Source organism: Streptomyces sp. NPDC051051, assembly GCF_040682975.1.
In the GTDB taxonomy this organism is placed as follows: domain Bacteria; phylum Actinomycetota; class Actinomycetes; order Streptomycetales; family Streptomycetaceae; genus Streptomyces.
Genome location: NZ_JBFBCB010000005.1, coordinates 207,113 through 229,302, shown reverse-complemented (window position 1 = coordinate 229,302; position 22,190 = coordinate 207,113). Strand labels below are relative to the sequence as shown.

The 22,190-nt window shown below is 71.4% G+C and carries 19 protein-coding genes and 2 tRNA genes; 13 read left to right on the top strand and 8 right to left on the bottom strand.

Annotated elements, in window-relative coordinates:
* Nucleotides 1-146: 146 nt before the first annotated feature.
* Nucleotides 147-1,517, bottom strand: a complete 1,371-nt coding sequence (locus AB0N31_RS06420) for an AarF/ABC1/UbiB kinase family protein (protein WP_366057211.1) — start codon at nucleotides 1,515-1,517, stop codon at nucleotides 147-149.
* Nucleotides 1,510-2,727, bottom strand: coding sequence for a TOMM precursor leader peptide-binding protein (locus tag AB0N31_RS06415; RefSeq protein WP_366057210.1), 1,218 nt, complete (start codon nucleotides 2,725-2,727; stop codon nucleotides 1,510-1,512). Before AB0N31_RS06415 ends, AB0N31_RS06420 begins: the two co-directional genes overlap by 8 nt.
* Before the next feature lie 238 nt (nucleotides 2,728-2,965).
* On the opposite strand from AB0N31_RS06415, the gene AB0N31_RS06410 reads away from it, so the two are divergent.
* The 4 genes from AB0N31_RS06410 (at nucleotide 2,966) to AB0N31_RS06395 (ending at nucleotide 6,832) form a co-directional block, all read left to right on the top strand.
* The gene (locus AB0N31_RS06410; protein ID WP_366057209.1) at nucleotides 2,966-3,565 is read left to right on the top strand and encodes a M48 family metallopeptidase; all 600 of its coding nucleotides are present in this window, start codon (nucleotides 2,966-2,968) and stop codon (nucleotides 3,563-3,565) included.
* A 136-nt stretch (nucleotides 3,566-3,701) separates the two neighbouring features.
* Nucleotides 3,702-5,366 (top strand): TerD family protein, encoded by a 1,665-nt coding sequence (locus AB0N31_RS06405; RefSeq protein WP_366057208.1) that lies wholly within the window; start codon nucleotides 3,702-3,704, stop codon nucleotides 5,364-5,366.
* Between the two features lie 11 nt (nucleotides 5,367-5,377).
* Nucleotides 5,378-6,058 (top strand): AIM24 family protein, encoded by a 681-nt coding sequence (locus AB0N31_RS06400; protein WP_363092857.1) that lies wholly within the window; start codon nucleotides 5,378-5,380, stop codon nucleotides 6,056-6,058.
* Nucleotides 6,059-6,076: 18 nt separating this feature from the next.
* Nucleotides 6,077-6,832 (top strand): AIM24 family protein, encoded by a 756-nt coding sequence (locus AB0N31_RS06395; RefSeq protein WP_366057207.1) that lies wholly within the window; start codon nucleotides 6,077-6,079, stop codon nucleotides 6,830-6,832.
* 61 nt (nucleotides 6,833-6,893) lie between these two features.
* On the opposite strand, the gene AB0N31_RS06390 is transcribed toward AB0N31_RS06395, so the two are convergent.
* A complete protein-coding gene (locus AB0N31_RS06390; RefSeq protein WP_366057206.1) occupies nucleotides 6,894-7,415 on the bottom strand; it encodes an NUDIX hydrolase in 522 nt (173 codons plus the stop codon).
* The gene (locus tag AB0N31_RS06385) at nucleotides 7,412-8,893 is read right to left on the bottom strand and encodes a zinc-dependent metalloprotease (protein ID WP_366057205.1); all 1,482 of its coding nucleotides are present in this window, start codon (nucleotides 8,891-8,893) and stop codon (nucleotides 7,412-7,414) included. Before AB0N31_RS06385 ends, AB0N31_RS06390 begins: the two co-directional genes overlap by 4 nt.
* Nucleotides 8,894-9,086: 193 nt before the next feature.
* Here AB0N31_RS06385 and AB0N31_RS06380 point away from each other — a divergent pair, with 193 nt between their 5' ends.
* From AB0N31_RS06380 to AB0N31_RS06365, 4 genes are all read left to right on the top strand, one after another.
* Nucleotides 9,087-10,196, top strand: a complete 1,110-nt coding sequence (locus AB0N31_RS06380) for an SDR family oxidoreductase (protein WP_366057204.1) — start codon at nucleotides 9,087-9,089, stop codon at nucleotides 10,194-10,196.
* Between the two features lie 122 nt (nucleotides 10,197-10,318).
* On the top strand, nucleotides 10,319-10,777 hold the full coding sequence (locus AB0N31_RS06375; RefSeq protein ID WP_366057203.1) for a molybdenum cofactor biosynthesis protein MoaE: 459 nt from the start codon (nucleotides 10,319-10,321) through the stop codon (nucleotides 10,775-10,777).
* A 168-nt stretch (nucleotides 10,778-10,945) separates the two neighbouring features.
* The gene (locus tag AB0N31_RS06370) at nucleotides 10,946-11,110 is read left to right on the top strand and encodes a hypothetical protein (RefSeq protein ID WP_366057202.1); all 165 of its coding nucleotides are present in this window, start codon (nucleotides 10,946-10,948) and stop codon (nucleotides 11,108-11,110) included.
* Nucleotides 11,111-11,173: 63 nt separating this feature from the next.
* A complete protein-coding gene (locus AB0N31_RS06365; RefSeq protein WP_366057201.1) occupies nucleotides 11,174-12,274 on the top strand; it encodes a PDZ domain-containing protein in 1,101 nt (366 codons plus the stop codon).
* 45 nt (nucleotides 12,275-12,319) lie between these two features.
* Here AB0N31_RS06365 and AB0N31_RS06360 read toward each other — a convergent pair whose 3' ends face one another.
* Entirely contained in the window at nucleotides 12,320-12,862 is a 543-nt protein-coding gene (locus tag AB0N31_RS06360) for a PPA1309 family protein (RefSeq protein ID WP_366057199.1), read from the bottom strand.
* Between the two features lie 164 nt (nucleotides 12,863-13,026).
* Between AB0N31_RS06360 and AB0N31_RS06355 the strand changes: the two genes are divergently transcribed.
* The 4 genes from AB0N31_RS06355 to AB0N31_RS06340 all read left to right on the top strand — a co-directional run bounded on the left by AB0N31_RS06355 (nucleotide 13,027) and on the right by AB0N31_RS06340 (nucleotide 18,373).
* Entirely contained in the window at nucleotides 13,027-15,993 is a 2,967-nt protein-coding gene (locus tag AB0N31_RS06355) for a UPF0182 family protein (protein ID WP_366057233.1), read from the top strand.
* A 41-nt stretch (nucleotides 15,994-16,034) separates the two neighbouring features.
* Nucleotides 16,035-16,108: transfer RNA gene (locus tag AB0N31_RS06350), tRNA-Met, on the top strand.
* A 206-nt stretch (nucleotides 16,109-16,314) separates the two neighbouring features.
* On the top strand, nucleotides 16,315-18,186 hold the full coding sequence (locus AB0N31_RS06345) for a tetratricopeptide repeat protein (protein ID WP_366057198.1): 1,872 nt from the start codon (nucleotides 16,315-16,317) through the stop codon (nucleotides 18,184-18,186).
* Nucleotides 18,187-18,299: 113 nt separating this feature from the next.
* Nucleotides 18,300-18,373 (top strand) — tRNA-Met (locus AB0N31_RS06340).
* Nucleotides 18,374-18,525: 152 nt separating this feature from the next.
* Here the strand turns inward: AB0N31_RS06340 and AB0N31_RS06335 are convergent.
* The gene (locus tag AB0N31_RS06335) at nucleotides 18,526-18,954 is read right to left on the bottom strand and encodes a Fur family transcriptional regulator (protein WP_366057196.1); all 429 of its coding nucleotides are present in this window, start codon (nucleotides 18,952-18,954) and stop codon (nucleotides 18,526-18,528) included.
* A 144-nt stretch (nucleotides 18,955-19,098) separates the two neighbouring features.
* On the opposite strand from AB0N31_RS06335, the gene AB0N31_RS06330 reads away from it, so the two are divergent.
* Nucleotides 19,099-20,550, top strand: coding sequence for a catalase (locus AB0N31_RS06330; RefSeq protein WP_366057195.1), 1,452 nt, complete (start codon nucleotides 19,099-19,101; stop codon nucleotides 20,548-20,550).
* Between the two features lie 72 nt (nucleotides 20,551-20,622).
* On the opposite strand, the gene AB0N31_RS06325 is transcribed toward AB0N31_RS06330, so the two are convergent.
* Together AB0N31_RS06325 and hisN are read right to left on the bottom strand one after the other, a co-directional pair.
* Nucleotides 20,623-21,018 carry a CBS domain-containing protein gene (locus AB0N31_RS06325; protein WP_366057194.1) on the bottom strand — a complete coding sequence of 132 codons (396 nt, stop codon included), beginning with the start codon at nucleotides 21,016-21,018 and terminating at the stop codon, nucleotides 20,623-20,625.
* A gap of 142 nt (nucleotides 21,019-21,160) precedes the next feature.
* Nucleotides 21,161-21,961 carry a histidinol-phosphatase gene (gene hisN, locus AB0N31_RS06320; RefSeq protein WP_366057193.1) on the bottom strand — a complete coding sequence of 267 codons (801 nt, stop codon included), beginning with the start codon at nucleotides 21,959-21,961 and terminating at the stop codon, nucleotides 21,161-21,163.
* Nucleotides 21,962-22,190 lie beyond the last annotated feature (229 nt).

Sequence of the window (22,190 nt, the reverse complement as noted above, 5' to 3'; positions counted from 1 at the left end):
CTTCCGACAGGGGAGGCGAAGCTCTCCACGCGGGGGCCGGTCCGTCCGAACGGACCGGCCCCCGCGGCGCGTTGTGTCGCGGATGCCGGCGACGCGGCCGAGGGGCGGCCGGCTCGGCCGCACGATCCGCCGTCCCCGGCGGCCGCTCACGCCTCGGCGACCGACTCCTCCGCCTCCAGGCCCTCGTCGGCGACGAATCCCGGCAGCCACTCCTCCAGTTCCTCCCGCAGTCGCACCGTCGCACCGAGCTGACACAGCACGCCGATCGTGCTGAGCGTCACCCGGTGGATCAGCAGGTAGGCCGGAGGCAGGTTGAGCCGCCTGCCCAGCTGATAGGCGGGGGAGCGCGGGTCGGCGATCCGGGCCGCCTGGCTGCGCATCCAGTCGCGCGTGAACGTGAACTCGTCGACCACCGCCGGTTCGATGATCGGCAGGAGGTAGTCGAGGACGGCATCGGGCTCCAGCGCGATGGACTCCTTGACGAAGCCCTCCTCTCGCAGCAGCTCGTAGACCGCTCCCGCCTCGCCGTCGAGGGTCATGCGCAGGGAGGTGCCGATCGGCTCGGGCAGACCGCCCGGGAGCCGGTCGACGGTGCCGAAGTCCAGGACGCCCAGGCGCCAGTCGTCCTCGCCTTCCGGGCCACCGGGCACGAGACGGAAGTTGCCGGGGTGCGGGTCGGCGTGCAACAGGCCGGTGCGGGCCGGCCCGGAGAAGAGGAAACGCGACAGCAGCTGGCCGGCACGGTTGCGCTGCTCGGGGGTGCCGGCGGAGATCACCTCGGACAGGGGGACGCCGTCGATCCACTCCGTGACCAGGACCTGGTCGCACTGGTGGACCACCGCCGGGACCACGACATCGGGATCGTCGACGAACTCCTCCGCGTGGGCCTGCTGGGCCTGGGCCTCCAGCCCGTAGTCCAGTTCCTCCGAGACGCGGTCCCGCAGTTCGGTGATCAGCGGCTTGATGTCCATGCCGGGGATGAGAGGCCCCAGCAGTTTGGCGAAACGACTCAGTTGATTCAGGTCCGAGAGCAGGGCCTCGCCCGCGCCGGGGTACTGGACCTTGACCGCCACCTCCCGCCCGTCGTGCCACACCGCACGGTGCACCTGGCCGATCGAGGCGGCCGCGGCAGGCTTGTCGTCGAACGTGAGGAACAGGTCGGACCAGTCCTCGCCGAGCCGCTCCGCGAGCACGGAGTGCACCGTGCGGGTCGGCATGGGTGGCGCCGCCTCCTGGAGCTTGGTGAGTGCCGCGCGGTAGGGACCGGCGACCTCCTCGGGCAGGGCGGACTCGAAGACGGACAGGGCCTGCCCGAACTTCATCGCACCACCCTTCAACTCGCCCAGGACCTTGAACAACTGCTCCGCGGTGCGCTGTTGCAGCTCACGGCCGACGATCTCCGCGGACTCGCCCACGATTCTTTTGCCCAGGCCCCAGGTGGCCCGGCCCGCGATGCCGAGCGGGAGCGCGGCGAGCTTGGCGGTCCGGGTGACCGCCTTCCGGGGAAGATCAGACATGCGCCCTCCAGGTCCCAGAAAGCCGCGCCGCGTCTGCCGTACGGCGTAACTCCTTCGAATGCCGTTGCTCCGCCATTGTCGCGCGCGACTCCGTGTCCTCGGAGAAGGTGTGTTCCTCATTACCTTTCTCCGCTGCCCCGCACGGGCATGCGGGGTGCGCCCATATCGGTCGCGCATGCCACTGGAGGGCCGGCACGGACACCTCCCAGCGGGCGCCCGCGCTGGACGGGAGCGTGCCGTCGAGAAAGGCCAGCGCATGCGCCGCCGCCAGCCCCGCGACCGTGGTGGCCAGCGTCAGGTCGCAGGCGCGGACGGCGCGCCGCGTCCCGGAGTGCCACTGTGCGACCAGCCGGGGCCAGGCCGGGTCCCGGTCGGTGCGCGCCTGGTGAAGGCACCCCGCGCAGGCCGTCTCACCGGGCAGGACGAGCGGGCCCACCACGCCGGTCGCCTCCACCACTCCGGCGTGGAGATGCGGTGTGCCCGAGGCGATCAAGGACTCCGTCTCGGACGGAGCCGGAGCGTGCACGGACACGTCGTCCCTCGGGGTGAGGACCACCAGGGAGAAACCGGGCACGTCCGTCCCGGCCGGTGAGCGGGTGCTCCTGCGGGGTGGTCTGTCCGGTGCGGCCCGGCGCACCGCACGACGGGCGGACTCGTCCCGGCGCTCACCGACGGCCTCGGCGGGCAGCCCGCCCGGGGCGACGTCCTCCGGCTCCACCACGCCGCCGTCGCGCACGTCCACCTCACCGACCCCGGCGCCCGAGAGCAGCGAGGCCACCACGGCGCCCACCCGGCCCGCGCCCCGTACCTGCACGCGCAGCCGACGCCTGGCGGCCAGGTGCTCGATCGCCTCGCCCGGTTCCGAGGTCGTCAGCGACAGCGACGCGAGGTCCGGGCGCAGCCGGTCCATGACGTCCTTCTTCTCCCGCAGGGCGGCTCCCTCCGCCCCGCCCCCGCGCGCGTCGTCGAGCAGACCGGCCCGCGCCAGCCGCCGCACCAACTGATCCACGTGCCCGTCCGGCAGGTCCATCCGGCGCCCCTCCTCACGCAGGAGAGGAAGCCCGCGGGTGCCGTCCAGCAGGTCCAGGAAACTGCCCGTCGCCGTGTCCACCGGGCCGAGCGTCAGCGCGTGCGCCGGGGCCAGCCCGAACTGCACGGTGTTCAGATCACGCCAGCCGCGCCGCAGCGCGGGTTTCACCATCGGATGCATCGAAGGCCCCCGTCAGCCGGAATCTCCCCGTAAGCCGACGGAGCGGGGCCATGGGACGGCCAGGCTCCGCCGACGACTGCCAGCATGCCCGGCGGCGCCGGAGGACGCCGAAAGTTGTCCACAGGGAGCGGGATTCATCGTACAAATCCGTCGTACGAGGCAAAAGTGAGGCGCGGGATCGAAACCGAACCGTCCCGGAGCCGGGACTTCCCCCGTGCGCAGCGGGTAACGTCGGGGCGTGCCCGCCGACCCACCGCACCGCGCCGGAACGCCACAGCGCAGCACGACGAGCCAGCCGCCGAGCGGCTCATGGGCGAGCGCGATCGAGGTGCGCAGGAGCGCCCGTCGACGCCGCACGGTCTCCGCCTACCGCGAGGGCGATCGCACCGTCGTGCTCATCCCCGCCAGGATGTCCGAGGCCGAGGAGCAACGCTGGGTGAGCGTCATGCTCGACAAGCTCGCCGCCCAGGAGAGCCGCCGGCGCGCTCCCGGCGACGCCGAACTGGCCGAACGCGCCGAGCGGCTGTCGGCCCAGTACTTCGCGGGCCGGGCCCGGGCCGCCACGGTGCGCTGGGTCACCAACCAGAACACCCGCTGGGGCTCGTGCACCCCCGCCGAGGGCAGCATCCGCCTGTCGCACCGCCTCAAGGGCATGCCGGAGTACGTCGTCGACTACGTGCTCCTCCACGAGCTGGCGCATCTGCTGGTGCCCGGCCACGGCCCCGACTTCTGGCGGCTGCTGGAGGCGTACCCGCGCACCGAGCGGGCCCGCGGCTACCTGGAAGGGGTGGTCGCGGCCGCGCGGCTGCCCCACCCGCCCGGAACCCGCGAGGAGTGAGCCTTCGCGCGCGGGGGGCCCGGGGGTGTCCCGCGCGGGTTGTGTACCGGGTCTGTACCGACATCGTCCGATGTCCGGTTTTGCCGTTAGCCTGACGCGACGCATTCGCAATCGGGATGGGGGACGGTCGTTACGCATGTCCAGGGAATTCCAACGCGGCCACAAGGCCAGGATCAGTGACCTCACCGCGGGCACGGATCTGTATGTAGGCGTGCAGATCTCCGGTCCCGGCCTGACCTTCGACATCAGCTGCTTCGGCCTCGACGCCGACGAGCGGCTCTCGGACGACCGGTACTTCGTCTTCTTCAACCAGCCGAAGACCCCCGAGGAGTCGGTCCAGCTCCTGGGCGCCCAGGCGGGCGACACGGAGTCCTTCCGCGTCACTCTGGACCGGATCCCCCCGCAGATCCGGAAGCTGTCCTTCACCGCGACCCTCGACGGCGCCGGCCAGATGTCGCAGATCGCCCCCGGCTACCTGCGGATCGTCGCGGGCGGCCAGGAGGTGGCCCGCTACTCCTTCGACGGCTCGGAGTTCTCCACCGAGCGCGCGGTGATGCTGGGCGACTTCTACCTCAAGGACGTGTGGCGCTTCGCGGCCGTCGGACAGGGCTTCGACGGCGGGCTGGACGCGCTGCTGAAGAACTTCGGCGGTGAGGTCGCCGAGGAAGAGGCGCCCGCCGCCGCACCTCAGCCGCAGCCCGGTGCCGCTCCCGGCTTCGCCCCGCCCGCCCAGGCGTCCGCGCCGCCCGCGTTCGGCGCCCCGCCCGCTCCGGCCCCCGCCCCGCAGCCCGCGGCACAGGGCTTCGCCCCGCCGGCCGGTCCGTCCCCGGCCCAACCGGTGCACGCCGCACCGACGATCGTCGCGCCCATGACCCCGCCCGGCGGAGTGCAGGTCCCGCCGCCCTCCCCCGCCCCCGCGCCGTACGGCCCGCCCGGCCAGCAGCCGCCGTACGGCCAGTTCGGCGCGCCCACCGCCCCGCCGCCGCCCGGTTACGGCCAGCCCCAGGCGCCGCAGGCCCCCACGCCGCCGCCCGGCTACGGGCAGCCGACCCCGCCGCCCGGCTACGGACAGCAGCCGGCGTTCGGCCAGGTGCCGGGCCAGCAGACCTACGGCGTCCCGCAGGGCGCGCCCCAGGGCGGCGCCGGTGTCGCCGCGGCCCTCCAGCAGTTCAAGGAGACGCCGGCCGGGCAGCGCTGGACACAGCAGAACCGGAAGCTGGTCCGCGTCGACCTCGGCGTCGGCGGCCAGCCCGTGCTGGCCCGGCAGGGCAGCATGGTGCTCTACCAGGGCAAGGTCGACTTCAGCTACAAGGGCGCCGGTTTCGCCGGCCGGATCGTCGGCAACGCGACCGGTCAGGAGATGCAGCTGATGCGCTGCACCGGCCAGGGACAGGTGTTCCTCGCCGAGGACTCCACGATGCTGCACCCCATCGAGCTCCAGGGCGACGGCATCTGCGTCTCCGCGGAGAACGTCCTCGCCTTCGACGAGAGCCTCCAGTACGAGGTGCGCCGCATCGAGGGACACGGCATCCCCGGCGGTGCCCTCTTCACCATGCAGTTCACGGGCACCGGCACGATCGTCGTGAAGACACACGGCACGCCCGTCGTCCTGCCGGTCACGCCGACGACCTTCGCCGACTGCAACGCCGTCGTCGCCTGGTCGGCCGCGGCCCAGGTCGTCGTCTCGAGCCAGGTGCGCATGCGCCGCAACGCCTATCCGGGCGACACGGGAGAGAGCGTCAACCTCCAGTTCCGGGCCGCTCCCGGCAACTTCATCGTCGTCCAGCCGTACGAGGTCTGAGGGAGCCCGTCATGAACCAGCCGCTCGCGGGCTACGCCCCCGCACCCGTCACCGCCCGCATGGAGAACCACGGCAACCACATGCTGAAGGTGGCCCTCCAGACCGGAAACGACCTCCTCGCGCGCGTGGGCTCGATGGTCGCCTACGAGGGCTTCATCCAGTACGAGCCCAACCCGCCGGCCGTGCGCCAGATCGCGCGCGACTGGATGACCGGCGAGGGCGCGCCCCTGATGAAGTGCTCCGGCGACGGCCTGCTCTACCTCGCCGACTACGGCGCGAACGTCGTCGTGATCAACCTCAACGGCGACGGCATCTCCGTCAACGCCACCAACCTGCTCGCCTTCGACGCCCACCTCACCTGGGGAGTCGAGCGGGTCAAGGGGATGGCGAAGTTCGCCGGACAGGGTCTGTGGAACACCAAGATCTCCGGGCAGGGATGGGTCGCGCTGACCTCCCGCGGCAAGCCGATCGTCGTCGACTGCGGCGGCGGCGAGAACGAGACCTACGTCGACCCGGACGCGCTCGTCGCCTGGTCCCCGAACCTCAAGGTCAAGGGCAAGCGCAGCTTCAAGGCACAGTCGCTGATCGGCCGGGGCAGCGGCGAGGCCTACCAGATGGCCTTCTCCGGAGAGGGCATCGTCGTCGTCCAGCCCAGCGAGGACAGCACCGACCGCCTTCGGGTCCGGGGCTGAGGGGGAGCCAGAGTCACCATGCAGAGCCCGCTTTTCGCCTACAACGACCAGCAGACCCAGGAACGCTGGAGCCTGCAGAACAAGCAGATGCTCCGCGTCGCCCTGGAGGGCCAGGACGACATCCTCGCCCGCAAGGGCACGATGGTTGCCTACCAGGGTCTCGTCGAGTTCGACGCCGAGTTCCAGAGCAACAGCCAGTCACGCGCGCGTGCGCGGACCGGCGAGGGCCTGGACCTGATGCGCTGCCACGGGCAGGGCATCGTCTACCTCGCCAACCTCGCCCAGCACATCCACGTCGTGGAGGTCGACCACGAGGGACTGACCGTCGACAGCAGCTACGTCCTCGCCATGGACTCCGGGCTGCACCACGAGGTCATCGCCGTCGACAGCCTCTACGGCATCTCCGGCTCCGGGAAGTACCAGCTCAACATCACCGGCCGCGGACGGGTCGCTCTGATGACCTCGGGCGCGCCCCTGATGCTGCAGGTCACGCCCGACAAGTACGTCAACTGCGACGCCGACGCCATCGTCGCCTGGTCCACCGGGCTGCGGGTGCAGATGCAGGCGCAGACGCACTCCTCCGGGGTGTGGCGGCGTCGCGGCAACACCGGTGAGGGCTGGGAGCTGAGCTTCATGGGGACCGGCTTCGCGCTCGTCCAGCCGAGTGAACTGCTGCCGCCGCAGAACGCCCAGATCGGCTCCGGCCTCGCCGCGCAGTACGGCATGGGCCAGCAGGGGGTGCGGACGCAGAACCAGGGCAACGCCTGGAGCTGACCGTCCGGAAAGCAGACGTAAGGGGCGACCGCCTGGCCGGCCGCCCCTTACGCGTACCGCCTCACAGGCGCGCCCGGGCCGCCTCCAGCAGACGGACGACCGACTCGTCCGCCACCTCCGCGACCGCGTCGTAGGGGAACCAGCGCAGGTCGAGGGACTCGTCGCTGATGGCCTGGGTGGCGCCGGGCGGGGCCAGGGCCGCGTACTGGACGTCGAAGTGCCAGTGGCACGGGGCCGGGATCGGATGGCGGTCCAGCCGGACCGGACCGCCCGGCAGCAGTGTCAGACCCGGGATGCCGGACTCCTCGGTGGCCTCGCGCAGGGCGGCCGCCGTCAGGGAGGCGTCCTGCGGCTCGCAGTGGCCGCCCATCTGGAGCCACATCCGCAACTTCCTGTGCAGGGTCAGCAGCACCTGCCCCCGCTCGGGGTCGATCACCAGGGCGCTGGCCGTCAGATGCCCGGCCCCGCAGGCCTTCCACAGGGCGTCCGGGTGCGCCGCCAGGTGGTCGAGGTACTCCTGGCGCAACTCGTCCTGGTCCCCGTACGCCTTCAGTACGAGAACCGCGTCGTCGTGCAGGCTCACTCGGTGCTGTCGCCCTTGCCGTCGTCGGTGTCGTCGTCCTTCTTCAGGTCCGGCTTCCCACCGGAACCGGAACCCGCGCCCGAGCCGGAACCCGCGCCGCCGCTCGCCGCCTCGCCGAGCATCTTGTCCCACTCGGAGAAGTCCATCTGCTCGCGGTGCACGAAGCCGTCCGGGTCGTCCAGGTCGGCGGCCGTCGGCAACATGTCCGGGTGCGCCCAGAGCGCGTCACGGCCGTCCACACCGCGCGCGTCCGTCAGCGAGGCCCACAGCCGGGACGCGTCCCGCAGGCGCCGCGGGCGCAGCTCCAGTCCGATCAGCGTCGCGAAGGTCTGCTCCGCCGGACCGCCCGTGGCGCGACGGCGGCGCAGGGTCTCGCGCAGCGCGTCCGCGGACGACAGGCGCGGCTTGGCGGCCGCGTGGACCACCGCGTCGACCCAGCCCTCCACCAGCGCCAGAGCCGTCTCCAGACGGGCCAGGGCGGCCTTCTGCTCCGGGGTGTCCTCCGGCTGGAACATGCCCTGCTGAAGGGCGTCCTGCAGCTGCTCGGGATTCTGCGGATCGAACTGCCCGACCACGTCCTCCAGCTTCGCCGTGTCCACCTTGATCCCGCGCGCGTAGCCGTCGACAGCGCCGAACAGGTGCGAGCGCAGCCACGGCACGTGCGCGAACAGGCGCTGGTGGGCGGCCTCGCGCAGGGCCAGGTAGAGCCGCACCTCCTCCTTCGGCACGCCCAGGTCCTTGCCGAACGACTCGATGTTCAGCGGCAGCAGCGCGGCCTTGCCGGCCGGGCCGAGCGGCAGGCCGATGTCGGTCGAACCGACGACCTCGCCCGCGAGCACGCCCACGGCCTGCCCGATCTGCGAGCCGAACATGGCGCCGCCCATCGAGCGCATCATGCCGATCAGCGGGCCGGCCATGGCCTGCATCTCCTCCGGCAGGACATCGCCCATGGCCGCGCCGACCCGCTCGGCGACCGGGTCGACCAGCTCCTTCCACGCGGGCAGGGTCGCCTCGACCCACTCGGCGCGCGACCACGCCACGGCGGTGCCGGCGCCGGACGGCAGCGAGGTCGCGTCGTCCAGCCACAGGTCGGCCAGGCGGACGGCCTCCTGCACGGCGGTCCGCTCGGCGGGGCCGACGCTCGCGTCCTTGACGCCCTCGGAGGTGCCCTGGGAGACCGTCTGGCGGGCGATCTGCTTGGCCATGTCCCAGTTCACCGGGCCGCCCTCGTAGGAGAGCATCTGGCCCAGCTGCTGGAACGCCGCGCCCAGGTCGGTGGGGTTCAGCGAGCCGAACATGGCGGCGAGGGGATTGTCCGCGCCCGGGCCGCCGAAGCCACCGGCGCCGGGCAGCCCGCCGAAGCCGAACGGGTTGGCCGGTCCCTGACCACCGCCGTCCTGCGGGTCCTTCTTCTTGCCCTCGTCGCCGTCGTCCGGCTCCTCCGGCGGAAGGCCGAATCCGAATGGGGTGTCACTCACGGGATTCCTCGGCTGGTAAGGCCACCGGCTCTGGTCCGGCGGCGCGGCTGCCCTGCAACACCCCCCAGCGTAGACACCCGGGCCCGATCGGGCCTCGGTGCTTCGCCGACTCGCGGCCTGCGGCAGGATGGATGCCACCTGGTACGAACGCGTCACTCGCGCCCGTATGGAAAACAACCGCTGGAGACACCTGGTGAGTTCCCCAGATCCGCAGGTTCGCGCAGCGCGAAACCCGTCGACCCCGGGCGGGCCGCGCGGCCCCGTCGTCGCCGTGACCGGCGCCGCGACCGGGGTGGGCGCGCTGCTGACCGAGCGGCTCGCCGCGTCCGACGAGATCAAGCAGGTCGTCGCCATAGACGAGCGGCGGGGCGAGTGCGACGCGGCGCAGTGGCACATCCTCGACGTCCGCGACCCGGCGATCGCCGAGAAGCTGCGCGGCGCGGACGTTGTCGTCCATCTGGCGCTCGATCTCGACCTGGGGAGCGAAGCCGCCGCCCGAACGGCCTACAACGTGCGCGGGACCCAGACGGTGCTGACCGCCGCCGCGGCCGCCGGGGTGCACCGCGTGGTCCTGTGCACCTCCGCGATGGTCTACGGCGCGCTGCCGGACAACGAGCTGCCGCTGTCGGAGGACGCGGAACTGAAGGCCACGGCGGAGGCGACCGGCGTCGGGGACCTCCTGGAGATCGAGCGGCTCGCCCGCCGCGCCCCGCGCGCCCATCCGGGTCTCAACGTCACCGTGGTCCGGCCGGCGGTGCTGGTGGGTGGCACGGACACCGCGCTGACCAGGTACTTCGAGTCGCCCCGGCTGCTGGTCGTCGCCGGGTCGCGGCCGGTGTGGCAGTTCTGCCACGTCGAGGACCTGTGCGGTGCGCTGGAGTACGCCGTCCTGGAGAAGGTCGACGGGGAACTCGCCGTCGGGTGCGACGGATGGCTGGAGCAGGAGGAGGTCGAGGAGCTGAGCGGGATCCGGCGGATGGAGCTGCCGTCGGCGGTGGCGCTCGGCGCGGCGGCCCGGCTGCACCGGATCGGGCTCACGCCGTCCCCGGCGGGGGACCTGGCATACACGATGTACCCGTGGGTGGTGAGCGGGAGCCGGCTGCACGACGCCGGGTGGCGGCCCCGCTGGACCAACGAGGAGGTGCTGGCGGAGCTGCTGGAGGAGGTCTCCGGGCGGCACACCGTGGTCGGGCGGCGACTGGGCCGGAAGGACGCGACGGCCGCGGGGGCCGCGGGGGCGACCGTGGCCCTGCTCGGCGCCGCCGCCGTGGTGCGCCGGGCGCGCAAGGCGCGGCGGCGGTAGCGGCCGCGGTGGCCGGGGCCGCCCCCCGGGGGGACACCCTTGAAGGAGGCTCCGAGCCCTACGCGCGCGGGCCGGGTGATTCCGCTGTTCCCCCTGTCCGCGGGGTGCGGCACGATGGAACCATGGCACCCAGCAACGATCACCCCGGTGAGCAGGCCGCGCAGGATCCCGTCAAGCTGATCGCGATCCGGGACGGCGCGCTGTCCCTGGACGAGGTCTTCCGGGCCGTCGGGGACGACGCGGCCGGTGGGACGGCACTGTTCGTGGGAACCGTGCGCAACCACGACGGCGGCGGCGACGTGGACGGCCTCGGGTACTCCAGTCATCCCAGCGCCGAGGCGGAGATGCGGCGGATCGCGGAGAAGGTCGTCGCCGAGTACCCGGTGCGGGCGCTCGCCGCCGTGCACCGGGTGGGGGACCTCAGGGTCGGCGATCTCGCGGTCGTCGTCGCCGTGTCCTGTCCGCACCGCGGCGAGGCCTTCGAGGCCTGCCGCAAGCTGATCGACGACCTCAAGCACGAGGTGCCCATCTGGAAGCACCAGAGGTTCTCCGACGGCACCGAAGAGTGGGTCGGTGCGTAGCGCCGTCGTTGAGGGGTGGTGGTCGGGCGGCGGGAGGGCGGGTCGGAGCCTGCTGAACCGGCCACCCGTCCGGTTGCGTAACCCCACCCCTGCCGTGAGCGTTGTCAGTGCGGAAGGTTAATCTGCTGATCAGTCAGTTGCGGTCGCACGTGGGGTTGGGAGGTCGGCATGGGGGCGCTCACCTGGTTGCTGATTCCGCTGGTCGCCGCGATCGGTGCGGGGCTGTGGGGCAGTTGGGCCAACCGCACCCGTAAGGCCCGCGGGGACGGCCCCGAGCTGGACGGTTACGCCCGCTTCCGCGCGGCCATGGAGAGGTCCCACTCGGGCACCTGAGGTCCCTGACCCGGGCGGTGGCCCTGACGGTGCGCCGACAGAGGCGTCCCGTACTGTCGAGTCATGCCACGCCGCACCGCGACGATGCTCGCCTCCACCCTGATGCTGATCGCGCTCCTCTGCGCGGGAGTACTCATCCGCGTGCCGTACGCGGAGATGTCCCCGGGGCCGACGGTGAACACGCTCGGGGAGCACGGTGGCGAGCCGGTGCTCCAGATCGCCGGGCGCAAGACCTACCCGGCGGACGGTCACCTCAACATGACGACCGTGCGGGTGACCAGCGCCGACTACCGGATGAACCTCGTCGAAGCGGTCTACGGCTGGCTCGCGCACGACAACAAGGTCGTCCCGCACGACACGCTCTACCCGGACGGCAAGACAGAGGAGCAGTCCACCCAGGAGAACTCCGAGGAGTTCAGCCAGTCCCAGGAGAGCGCCAAGGTCGCCGCCCTGAAGGAGCTGGACGTCCCGGTGCAGTCCTGGGTGATCGTCTCCACCGTCGTGAAGGGCTCGCCCGCCGAGGGCCGGCTGCACGCCGGAGACGTGATCAAGAACGTGGACGGTACGGCGGTGAAGGCCCCCTCCGACGTCGCGAAGCTGGTGACGAAGCACAAGCCCGGCGAGGACGTCGTCTTCACCATCGTGCCGGCGAAGGACCAGGCCGCCGCCGAGAAAGCGCAGAAGACGGCGACCAGGACGCAGAAGGTCACGATCAGGACGGCGGCCTCCGACGACGGCGCGGAGAAGCGGGCCGTCGTCGGGATCTCCGCCGGCACCGACCACACGTTCCCGTTCACCATCGACATCAAGCTCGCCGACGTCGGCGGCCCGAGCGCCGGCCTGATGTTCGCGCTCGGCATCTACGACAAGCTCACCTCGGGCAGCCTGACCGGCGGGAAGTTCGTCGCCGGCACCGGCACCATCGACGATGACGGCAAGGTCGGCCCGATCGGCGGCATCCAGCTGAAGACCGTCGGCGCCCGCGACAAGGGCGCCCAGTACTTCCTGACGCCGGCCGACAACTGCGCGTCCGCCGCCAAGGACACCCCGAGCGGGCTGACGCTCGTCAAGGTCGACACCATCGAGGACGCCCTGGGCGCCCTGAAGGACATCCGCAGCGGCGACACCGCCGACCTGCCGAAGTGCACGGCCGGCAAGTCCTGAGGCGCCGCCGGGAGGCCGCCGGGCCGTGCGGCGACGCCGTGGGGGCTACTCCTCGAACGTCGCCGACAGGGCCTCCGCGAGCCCCGGCACCAGCTGCGAACCGGTGAGGACCTCCGTCGAGGAGTCCTTCTCGCGCAGCCGCAGGGCCGAGTCCCGGGTGCCGTCGCGCAGGACCGCCACCGTCATCCGCACCTCCTGACGGTCGGGGTGATCGGCCACCCACCGCGTCAGCTTCGCCCCGCTCAGCCCCTGCGGGACCTGGGCCTCGGCGGACGGGGGCAGCATCAGACGCTCCACGGTCAGCGCGCAGCCGGCCACCGCGTCGGGCCAGGCGATCGTCGCGAGGAACTCGTCGAGCGGCTTGTCCGTTGGCACTTCGTCCTGCTCGATCGGGGTGAGACCGGTGGTCTCGGGCGCGTCCTCCAGACCGAGCTGGGCGGCGAGCGCGGGTTCCTGGGTCCGCAGCCGTGCGGTGTCTACGAGGGCGAAGAGGCGGGCGGGCTGGTCCCAGCCGAGGCCGGAGGCGTACTCGTCGATCTCGAGTACGGCCCGGGTGAGCGGGCTCGCCGCCATGGGAGTGTTGGACATGGTCACAATCCTGCCTCGTTCCCGGCCGGAATCGGGAACCGAGTAAACGGTGAGTAAGTTGCATAGGTGTGGGCCCACGATCACGGGGGGCCACGGAGGGTCCACGAAGACGCGGGCCTGACGGATCAACAGCGAACTTCGGGGTGCGAACCTTGGCTTTCCAGATGCCGGACCGCGGCGGAGGCCCGACCGGGCCACGGATCAGAGTGGGCCGCCCGTCCCGGCGGGTCCGGACTCTGCTCATGACACTGGGCGTGCTTGCCGTCCTGGCCATGGCCTTCACCATGTTCGCCGGGTTCTGGACGGACTGGCTCTGGTACCGGTCGGTGGACTACTCCTCCGTATTCACGACCACCCTGTCGACCAAGATCGGACTCTTCTTCGTCTTCGGTCTGCTGATGGCCCTCGCGGTCGGGTTCAACATCTGGCTGGCCCACCGCCTGCGGCCGCCGCTGAGCGCCATGTCGATGGAGCAGCAGAGCCTCGACCGGTACCGCATGGGCATCGCGCCGTACAAGAAGTGGCTGCTGCTCGGCATCACCGCCCTCGTCGGACTGATCGCCGGCGCCTCGGCGTCGGGGCAGTGGCGGACCTGGCTGATGTGGATCAACGGCGTGTCCTTCGGACAGAAGGACCCGCAGTTCCACCTCGACGTGTCCTTCTACGCCTTCGACCTGCCCTGGTACCGGTTCCTGCTCGGCTTCGGCTTCGCCGCCACGATCCTCTCCCTGATCGCCGCCGCGCTCACCCACTACCTGTACGGCGGGCTGCGCGTCACCAGTCCCGGCGCGCGCGCCACGGCCGCGGCCACCGGACACCTGTCGGTGCTGCTGGGCATCTTCGTCGCCCTCAAGGCGGTCGCGTACTGGCTCGACCGGTACGGCCTGGCCGTGAAGTCCAGCGACTTCAAGGCCACCGACAACTGGACCGGCCTGCGCTACGTCGACGCCAACGCCTACCTGCCGGCCAAGACGATCCTGTTCTGCATCGCGGTCATCTGCGCCCTGCTGTTCTTCGCCACGCTGTGGCGGCGCACCTGGCAGCTGCCCGTCATCGGCTTCGGCCTGATGGTGCTCTCCGCGATCCTGATCGGCGGCCTCTACCCGGCCATCGTCCAGAAGTTCCAGGTCCAGCCCAACGAGCAGGCCAAGGAAGCGCCGTACGTCGAGAAGAACCTCAAGGCGACCCGCGAGGCCTACGGCATCGAGGGCACCCAGGTCACCGACTACTCGGGGACGAGCAAGACCGAGGACAAGACGACGCTGCGCGACGACGTGGCCGGCGCGGCGAGCATCCGCGTCCTGGACCCGAACATCGTGTCGCCGACCTTCCAGCAGCTCCAGCAGATCCGGAAGTACTACGCCTTCCCGACCAACCTGGACGTGGACCGCTACAGCGTGAACGGCCAGGACCAGGACACGGTCATCGGTCTGCGCGAGCTGAACCTCGCGGGCGTGGACAAGCAGAACTGGATCAACAACCACTTCCGCTACACCCACGGCTACGGCGTGGTCGCCGCCAAGGGCACCACCGCCGACGCCGACGGCCGCCCGGCCTTCACCGAGTCCAACCTGCCGTCGGAGGGCGTGCTCGGCAAGTACGAGCAGCGGATCTACTACGGCGAGAAGACGACCACGTACTCGATCGTCGGCGGTCCCCAGAAGGAGATCGACTACTCCGACGACCAGGGTGAGAAGACCACCAGCTACACCGGCAAGAGCGGGGTCAACCTCTCCAACCCGGTCAACCGGGCGGCGTACGCGGTGGCGTTCGGCGAGCCGCAGATCCTGTACTCCGGTGCGATCGGCGAGGGTTCGAGGGTCCTCTACAACCGCACGCCCAAGGAGCGCGTCGAGGCGGTCGCCCCGTGGCTGACCATCGACGGCGACGCCTACCCGGCGGTCGTGGGTGACCGGGTGCAGTGGATCGTCGACGCGTACACCACCACCAACGGCTACCCGTACGCCTCGCGGACCACCCTCGGCGACACGACGGCCGACTCGCTGACCGCCACCAACGACAACCGCGCGGTGGTGGCCCAGCAGAACCAGGTCAACTACATCCGCAACTCGGTGAAGGCGACCGTCGACGCGTACACCGGCGAGGTCAAGCTCTACCAGTGGGACACCAAGGACCCGGTCCTGAAGACCTGGATGAAGGCCTTCCCCGGCACGGTGGAGAAGAAGTCGGAGATCTCCACCGCGCTGATGGCCCATCTCCGCTACCCGCAGGACCTGTTCAAGGTCCAGCGCGAGCTGCTCACCCGCTACCACGTGAAGGACGCGACGACGTTCCTCAGCGGCAGCGAGGTATGGCAGGTGCCCAACGACCCGACCAACCAGTCGAACGACGCGGTGCCGCCGTACTACCTGAGCATGAAGATGCCCGACCAGAAGGCGCAGGCGTTCTCGCTGACGACGACGTTCACGCCCAACGGCCGGGACAACCTGAGCGCGTTCATGGCGGTCGACTCCGAGGCCGGCACCTCCGGCTACGGCAAGATCAGAGTCCTGAAACTGCCGACCAGCACGACCGTCGACGGACCCAAACAGGTGCAGAGCCAGTTCAACTCCGAACAGGACATCGCCGAGTCCATCAGGCTGCTGAAGGGCGGTGACTCGGAGGTCGAGTACGGCAACCTGCTGACGGTGCCGCTCGACGGGGGACTGCTGTACGTGGAGCCGGTCTACGTACGCGGTGGTGGACTCAAGTACCCGCTGCTGCGCAAGGTGTTGGTGTCCTACGGAGGCGTCACCGCCTTCGAGGACTCCCTCGACGAGGCCCTCAACAAGGTCTTCGGCACGGAGGGGGCGACACCGAAGCCGCCGGCGGACGACGGCGACACCACCACCCCGCCACCGGCGACCGGCAACGCGACGGTCCAGGAGGCGCTGCAGGACGCCCAGGAGGCCTTCACCGCGGGCCAGGAGGCTCTCAAGAAGCCCGACTGGGAGGCGTACGCCAAGGCGCAGGCGGATCTCGAGGCCGCGCTGAAGCGGGCCGAGGACGCGCAGGCCGCGGCGGACAAGAGCGGCGGCAGCCCGAGTCCGAGCAGCTCGCCGAGCGCGAGTGCCAAGCCCGGCACCAGCGCCAGTCCCACGCCGAGTCCGAGCAGCAGTCCCAGCGGCTGATCAAGAACCACCCCGCGTCGTGGTACGGTTGTGGAACACGACGCGGGGTGGAGCAGCTCGGTAGCTCGCTGGGCTCATAACCCAGAGGTCGCAGGTTCAAATCCTGTCCCCGCTACTCCAGGCGAAGGCCCGGATCCTGAAAAGGATCCGGGCCTTCGTGGTGTGCGAACGCATGTCCCCGTGAGAGGTATCGCCGTGCCGACGTGGGGAGTTGAGGCATCTGTGTTTGACTTGTCTCTCTGTGGGCATGTCGACAAAACGCTGAAGTGACCTCACGGACTGCGGTATACCAAGTGTGACCGGGTTGCAGGTGGTGCGACGATGGACGTTATGGGGGACAAGGCAACTCTGTTCAGGACAGGGCGATTTGTGCAGCCTTCCGGTGTGGAAGGGGCCCCGGACGAGACCTCGGAGGAGACTCCGGACATGGGTCGGGACGAGAGCCGGGACGAGACGGGGGATGCCGTCGAGGAGGCACGCCGACGGCTCGCCGCCGAGGCCGGCGACGTCGAGGCGATGAGCGTCCTCGGGGCCCTGCTGCTGCGCCGCGGCGACCTCGACGGCGCCGAACCCCATCTGCGTGCCGCCACCACGGCGGGCGACCGTGCCGCCGCCAACAACCTCGGCGTCCTCCTCCACCAGCGCGGCTACCCCGACGAGGCCGCCGGCTGGTGGCGGGTCGCCGCCGTCGCCGGCTCCGCGCCCGCGGCGCACGCGCTGGGCCGCCACCACCGTGAGCGCGGCGACGAACCCGCCGCCGAGTACTGGCTGCGCCAGGCCGCCGAACAAGGACACGTCCTGGGCGCCTACGCCCTCGCCGACCTGCTGGAGCACCGGGGCGACCAGCCGGGCGCCGAGCGCTGGATGCGGGCCGCCGCCGAACGCGGGCACCGGGAGGCGGCGTACCGGCTCGCGCGGGCGCTCGACCGCAGGGAGCCACAGCTCGCCGACGGGCGCTGGGACGCGGCGGACAACGGTGTCGCCGTGCCGGCGGAGGCCGAGCAGTGGTACCGGCAGGCCGCCGCGCGCGGACACCGGCGGGCCGCGCTGCACCTCGGGGCCATCCTGGAGCGGCGGGGCGAGCTGAAGGAGGCCGGGCGCTGGTATCTGACGTCCGCCAAGGACGGCGAGCCCCGGGCGGCCTGCGCCCTCGGCTTCCTGCTGCGCGACGCCGGCGACACCGAGAACGCCGCCATGTGGTGGCTGCGCGCGGCCCAGGCCGGCGACGGCAACGCGGCCAACGCGCTGGGCGCCCTGTACGCCGAGCGCAACCAGACCCAGACCGCCGAACGCTGGTACCGGGCCGCCATGGACGCCGGGGACGACAACGGCGCCTACAACCTCGCCCTGCTCTGTGCCGAGCAGGGCCGCACCGCGCAGGCCGAGCAGTGGTACCGGCACGCCGCGTACGCCGGGCACCGCGAGGCCGCCAACGCGCTGGCCGTCCTGCTGCTCCAGGGCGGGGACGCGGCCGGGGCCGAGCCGTGGTTCTCCAAGGCCGCGGAGGCGGGCAGCGTCGACGCCGCCTTCAACCTCGGGATCCTGTTCGCCGGCCGCGGCGAGGACGCGGTCGCGCTGCGCTGGTACGAGCGGGCGGCGGCGGCCGGGCACACCGAGGCGGCGCTCCAGGTCGGCATCGCCCGGCTGCGGGAGGGCGACGAACAGGCCGCCGAACGGCATCTGCGGTGCGCGGCGGGCGGGGGCAGCGCGGAGGCGGCGTACCGGCTGGCGTCCGTGCTCGACGCCCGTCGGCCGCCCCAGCCGGCGCACGAGCTGGGCGAGATCGTGCACGAGAAGACCGAGTGCGAGGAGTGGTACGAGCGGGCGGCGACCCAGGGGCACCGGCGTGCGCAGGTACGGGTCGGGATGCTGGCCGCCGCGCGGGGCGATGTGGTGCAGGCGGCGCGGTGGTACCGGAGGGCCGCGGAGGCCGGGTCGCGCAACGGCGCCTTCAACCTGGGGCTGCTGCTCGCGCGGGAGGGCAGCGAGCCCGAGGCGGCCGTGTGGTGGACGCGTGCGGCCGACGCCGGGCACGGGCGGGCGGCGTTGCGGCTCGCCCTCGTCTACGCGCGTCGGGGGGAGCTGGCGGAGGGGCAGCGGTGGGCGGATCGGGCGGTGTCGCTCGGGCCGGAGGAGGTGGCGGAACGGGCCGCGCGGCTGCGGGACGCCCTCCGGGAGGAACTGTCGGCGTGAGGTTCGTGGCCCCGTCCCGCCGTCCCGGCCGGCATGCCCTGACCTGCGACGGCAGGGTGTGGCGAATCGATTTGCTTCTTCCTGTTCGCGTGACGTAACGTTGCATTCAACGACGCGGGGTGGAGCAGCTCGGTAGCTCGCTGGGCTCATAACCCAGAGGTCGCAGGTTCAAATCCTGTCCCCGCTACTGAAGGCCGAGGGTCGGAATCCGAAAGGGTTCCGACCCTCGACTCATGTTCGGGCAGTGTCTGATGCGGGCGGTCCCCGATTCGGGCGGTGTCGGAACAACACGAAGCCCCGGCGTCCAGGACGGACGCCGGGGCTTCTGTGTCGCGTGGATCAGGCCGGCGCCGACGCCGACGCGCAGTTCGGGCAGACGCCGCGGTACGTCACCTCGACGCCCGAGACCGTGAAGCCGAAGCGCTCGGTGTCGGGGAGGTCGGCCAGCGGGTTGCCGCTCGGGTGGACGTCGCGGATGGCGCCGCACTGGGCGCAGACCAGGTGGTGGTGCGGCCGGTGCGCGTTCGGGTCGTACCGCTTGGCCCGCTTGTCGGTGGCGACCTCGAGCACCTCGCCGAGGGAGACCAGCTCACCGAGCGTGTTGTACACGGTCGCCCGGGAGATCTCGGGCAGCTTGGCCACAGCCCGCGCGTGGACCTCGTCGGCCGTCAGGTGGACGTGTTCGCCGTCGAGGACCTCGGCCACGACGCGCCGCTGCGCGGTCATTCGCCATCCGCGTCCGCGCAGCCGTTCCAGAAGGTCACTCATGGCACCAGCCTAACAGGAGGGAGAGGCGAGTCCCGAACAGGTGTGACTTTGGATGCTTGCTCGACTTGGACAATATCTATTGTAGGATCGAGACTGACTTTGGCCAAGCAACAGGAACGGTCGGTAATGACGCAGGAGGCGCGCGTGACGCAGGGGTCGCTCACGACGGAGGCCGGCGCGCCGGTGGCCGACAACCAGAACAGCGAGACCGCGGGCATCGGCGGCCCCGTCCTGGTCCAGGATCAGCTGCTTCTGGAGAAGCTGGCGCACTTCAACCGTGAGCGCATCCCGGAGCGCGTGGTGCACGCCCGCGGTGCCGGCGCCTACGGCACCTTCACTGTGACCGCCGACGTCACGCCGTACACCAGGGCGGCGTTCCTCTCCGAGGTCGGCAAGCGGACGGAGACGTTCCTGCGGTTCTCGACCGTGGCGGGCAACCTCGGGTCCGCGGACGCCGTGCGCGACCCGCGCGGGTTCGCGCTGAAGTTCTACACCGAGGAGGGCAACTACGACCTCGTCGGCAACAACACTCCGGTGTTCTTCGTCAAGGACGCCATCAAGTTCCCCGACTTCATCCACACCCAGAAGCGCGACCCGTACACGGGCTCGCAGGAGGCGGACAACGTCTGGGACTTCTGGGGCCTCAGCCCCGAGAGCACCCACCAGGTGACCTGGCTGTTCGGTGACCGCGGCATCCCGGCGAGCTACCGCCACATGGACGGCTTCGGCTCGCACACCTACCAGTGGAACAACGCCGCCGGCGAGGCCTTCTGGGTCAAGTACCACTTCAAGACCGACCAGGGCATCAAGAACCTCACCCAGGCCGAGGCCAACCTGCTCGCCGGCGAGGACCCCGACTCCCACCAGCGGGACCTGCGCGAGGCCATCGAGCGCGGCGAGTACCCGACCTGGACCGTGGGCGTGCAGATCATGCCGGTGGCCGACGCGGCGACGTACCGGTTCAACCCGTTCGACCTCACCAAGGTGTGGCCGCACGCCGACTACCCGGTGGTCGAGTTCGGCAAGCTGGAGCTCAACCGCAACCCGGAGAACGTCTTCGCCGAGGTCGAGCAGTCGATCTTCTCGCCGGCGCACTTCGTGCCCGGCATCGGCCCCTCGCCGGACAAGATGCTCCAGGGCCGCCTCTTCGCCTACGGCGACGCCCACCGCTACCGCGTCGGCATCAACGCCGACCACCTGCCGGTGAACCGCCCGCACGCCACCGCGGCGCGCACCCACGCGCGGGACGGTCTTCTGTACGACGGCCGCCACGGCGGGGCGAAGAACTACGAGCCGAACAGCTTCGGCGGACCGTTCCAGACCGACCGCCCGCTGTGGTCCGCGACCGCCGTGACCGGCGGCACGGGCAACCACCCGGCGCCGGTCCACGCCGAGGACGACGACTTCGTGCAGGCGGGCAACCTCTACCGGCTGATGTCGGAGGACGAGAAGGAACGCCTGATCGGCAACCTGGCGGGCTTCATCGCCAAGGTCTCCCGCGACGACATCGCGGAACGGGCGATCGGCAACTTCCGTCGGGCCGACGGAGACTACGGCAAGCGGCTGGAGGCCGCGGTCCAGGCCCTGCGCGGCTGATGCTCCAGCACTGGACCGCTTGTCGTGACCGGCCGGGCCGGACTCCCTCCGGGGAGTCCGGCCCGGGCGTGTTCACAGGGCCGGCGCGGGCTGCCGTGCGGGGGCCCAGCAGCGGATGAGGTCGCGGACGGAGACGACGCCGACGGCCTCCTCGTGGTCCAGGACGACGAGGTGCCGGAAGCCGCCGTGCGCCATGGCCGCGGCCGCCTCCTCCAGGGTCCAGGTGGGGGCGGCGAAGACGACGTCGTTGGTGGTGTGGTCGTGTGTGCGTTCGGTCTCCGGGTTCTCGCCCCGGGCCACGGAGTTGAGGATGTCCCGTTCGGTGAGGATGCCGATGCCACCGGCGTCCGGGTCGAGCACCAGGGCCGCGCCGACGCGGCGTGCGGACATCAGGGCGGCGGCCTGCCGGAGTGTGTGTGCGGGGCCGATGGTGAGCACCACCGTGCTCATGGCGTCGCGGACGAGCATGGGCTGAACACCTCCTACGAATCCGCTGGTGCGCGGATTCACAAATTCACAAGTGGGGGTGTCGTCAGGGTGGCAGGTAAAGCGGGGGTCAACAAGAGGGCGCGCGCGTCCAGTTGAGGGCGCGCGCGCTCATACGTGTCGGTCAGCTGCGCTCGTTGAGGTAGCCCAGCAGCTCGTCGTGGAGCAGCCCGTTCGACGCGGCGGCGTTGCCGCTGTGCGGGCCCGGACGGCCGTCCAGGCCGGTGAACGTGCCCCCGGCCTCCGTCACGACGATCGCCGTGGCCGCCATGTCCCAGAGGGAGAGCTCGGGTTCCGCACAGAGGTCGACCGAGCCCTCGGCGACCATCATGTACGGCCAGAAATCGCCGTACGCGCGCGTGCGCCAGACCTCGCGGGTGAGGTCCAGGAAGCCGTTCAGCCGCCCCTGCTCCTCCCAGCCGCTGAGCGAGGAGTACGCGAAGGAGGCGTCCGACAGCCGTGAGACGCGGGAGACGTGCAGGCGGCTCGCGGAGGTCAGGCTGCGGCCGGTGTAGGCGCCGTGGCCCTTGGCGGCCCACCAGCGGCGGCCCAGGGCGGGCGCGGACACGACACCGACGACGGGCTGGTAGCCGCCCTCGGCGGCCTCCATCAGCGAGATGAGGGTGGCCCAGACGGGGACGCCGCGCACGTAGTTCTTCGTGCCGTCGATCGGGTCGATCACCCAGCGGCGGGGACCGGTCCCCTCGACGCCGTACTCCTCGCCCAGGATCGCGTCGCGCGGGCGGGCGCGCTGGAGCTGGCCGCGGATCAGCTCCTCGGCGGCCTTGTCCGCCTCGCTCACCGGGGTCATGTCCGGTTTGGTCTCGACCTTGAGGTCGAGGGCCTTGAAGCGGGCCATGGTCGCGGCGTCGGCGGCGTCCGCGAGGACGTGCGCGAGGCGGAGGTCGTCGTGGTAGTCCGGCATGGGACGAACGGTATCCGCCGTGGTGGGGGTGGGGCCACACAGGGCCCGGCGGGGGCCTGGCGAGGGACCGGCGCAGCGGGGCGCGGGGCCGCGCGGCTCGCGGTGGGAGCGGCTCGCGGCGGGGGCGGTGCGCGGCGGCGGGGCGGTGCACGGGGGCCGCGGGCCCGTGTGCCGGTACGGGCCGCCTCCCGCGGACCCTTGACAGTGCCTACCGGCGCGTCAAACCTGG

What these genes read in the sequence shown, in the direction of transcription:
- AB0N31_RS06335 (WP_366057196.1), bottom strand. Translation starts at nt 18,954, where the DNA reads ATGAGTGACCTTCTGGAACGGCTGCGCGGACGCGGATGGCGAATGACC.
- AB0N31_RS06405 (WP_366057208.1), top strand. Translation starts at nt 3,702, where the DNA reads ATGTCCAGGGAATTCCAACGCGGCCACAAGGCCAGGATCAGTGACCTC.
- hisN (WP_366057193.1), bottom strand. Translation starts at nt 21,961, where the DNA reads ATGCCGGACTACCACGACGACCTCCGCCTCGCGCACGTCCTCGCGGAC.
- AB0N31_RS06345 (WP_366057198.1), top strand. Translation starts at nt 16,315, where the DNA reads ATGGACGTTATGGGGGACAAGGCAACTCTGTTCAGGACAGGGCGATTT.
- AB0N31_RS06365 (WP_366057201.1), top strand. Translation starts at nt 11,174, where the DNA reads ATGCCACGCCGCACCGCGACGATGCTCGCCTCCACCCTGATGCTGATC.
- AB0N31_RS06415 (WP_366057210.1), bottom strand. Translation starts at nt 2,727, where the DNA reads ATGCATCCGATGGTGAAACCCGCGCTGCGGCGCGGCTGGCGTGATCTG.
- AB0N31_RS06370 (WP_366057202.1), top strand. Translation starts at nt 10,946, where the DNA reads ATGGGGGCGCTCACCTGGTTGCTGATTCCGCTGGTCGCCGCGATCGGT.
- AB0N31_RS06395 (WP_366057207.1), top strand. Translation starts at nt 6,077, where the DNA reads ATGCAGAGCCCGCTTTTCGCCTACAACGACCAGCAGACCCAGGAACGC.
- AB0N31_RS06360 (WP_366057199.1), bottom strand. Translation starts at nt 12,862, where the DNA reads ATGTCCAACACTCCCATGGCGGCGAGCCCGCTCACCCGGGCCGTACTC.
- AB0N31_RS06325 (WP_366057194.1), bottom strand. Translation starts at nt 21,018, where the DNA reads ATGCTCGTCCGCGACGCCATGAGCACGGTGGTGCTCACCATCGGCCCC.
- AB0N31_RS06400 (WP_363092857.1), top strand. Translation starts at nt 5,378, where the DNA reads ATGAACCAGCCGCTCGCGGGCTACGCCCCCGCACCCGTCACCGCCCGC.
- AB0N31_RS06420 (WP_366057211.1), bottom strand. Translation starts at nt 1,517, where the DNA reads ATGTCTGATCTTCCCCGGAAGGCGGTCACCCGGACCGCCAAGCTCGCC.
- AB0N31_RS06375 (WP_366057203.1), top strand. Translation starts at nt 10,319, where the DNA reads ATGGCACCCAGCAACGATCACCCCGGTGAGCAGGCCGCGCAGGATCCC.
- AB0N31_RS06355 (WP_366057233.1), top strand. Translation starts at nt 13,027, where the DNA reads ATGCCGGACCGCGGCGGAGGCCCGACCGGGCCACGGATCAGAGTGGGC.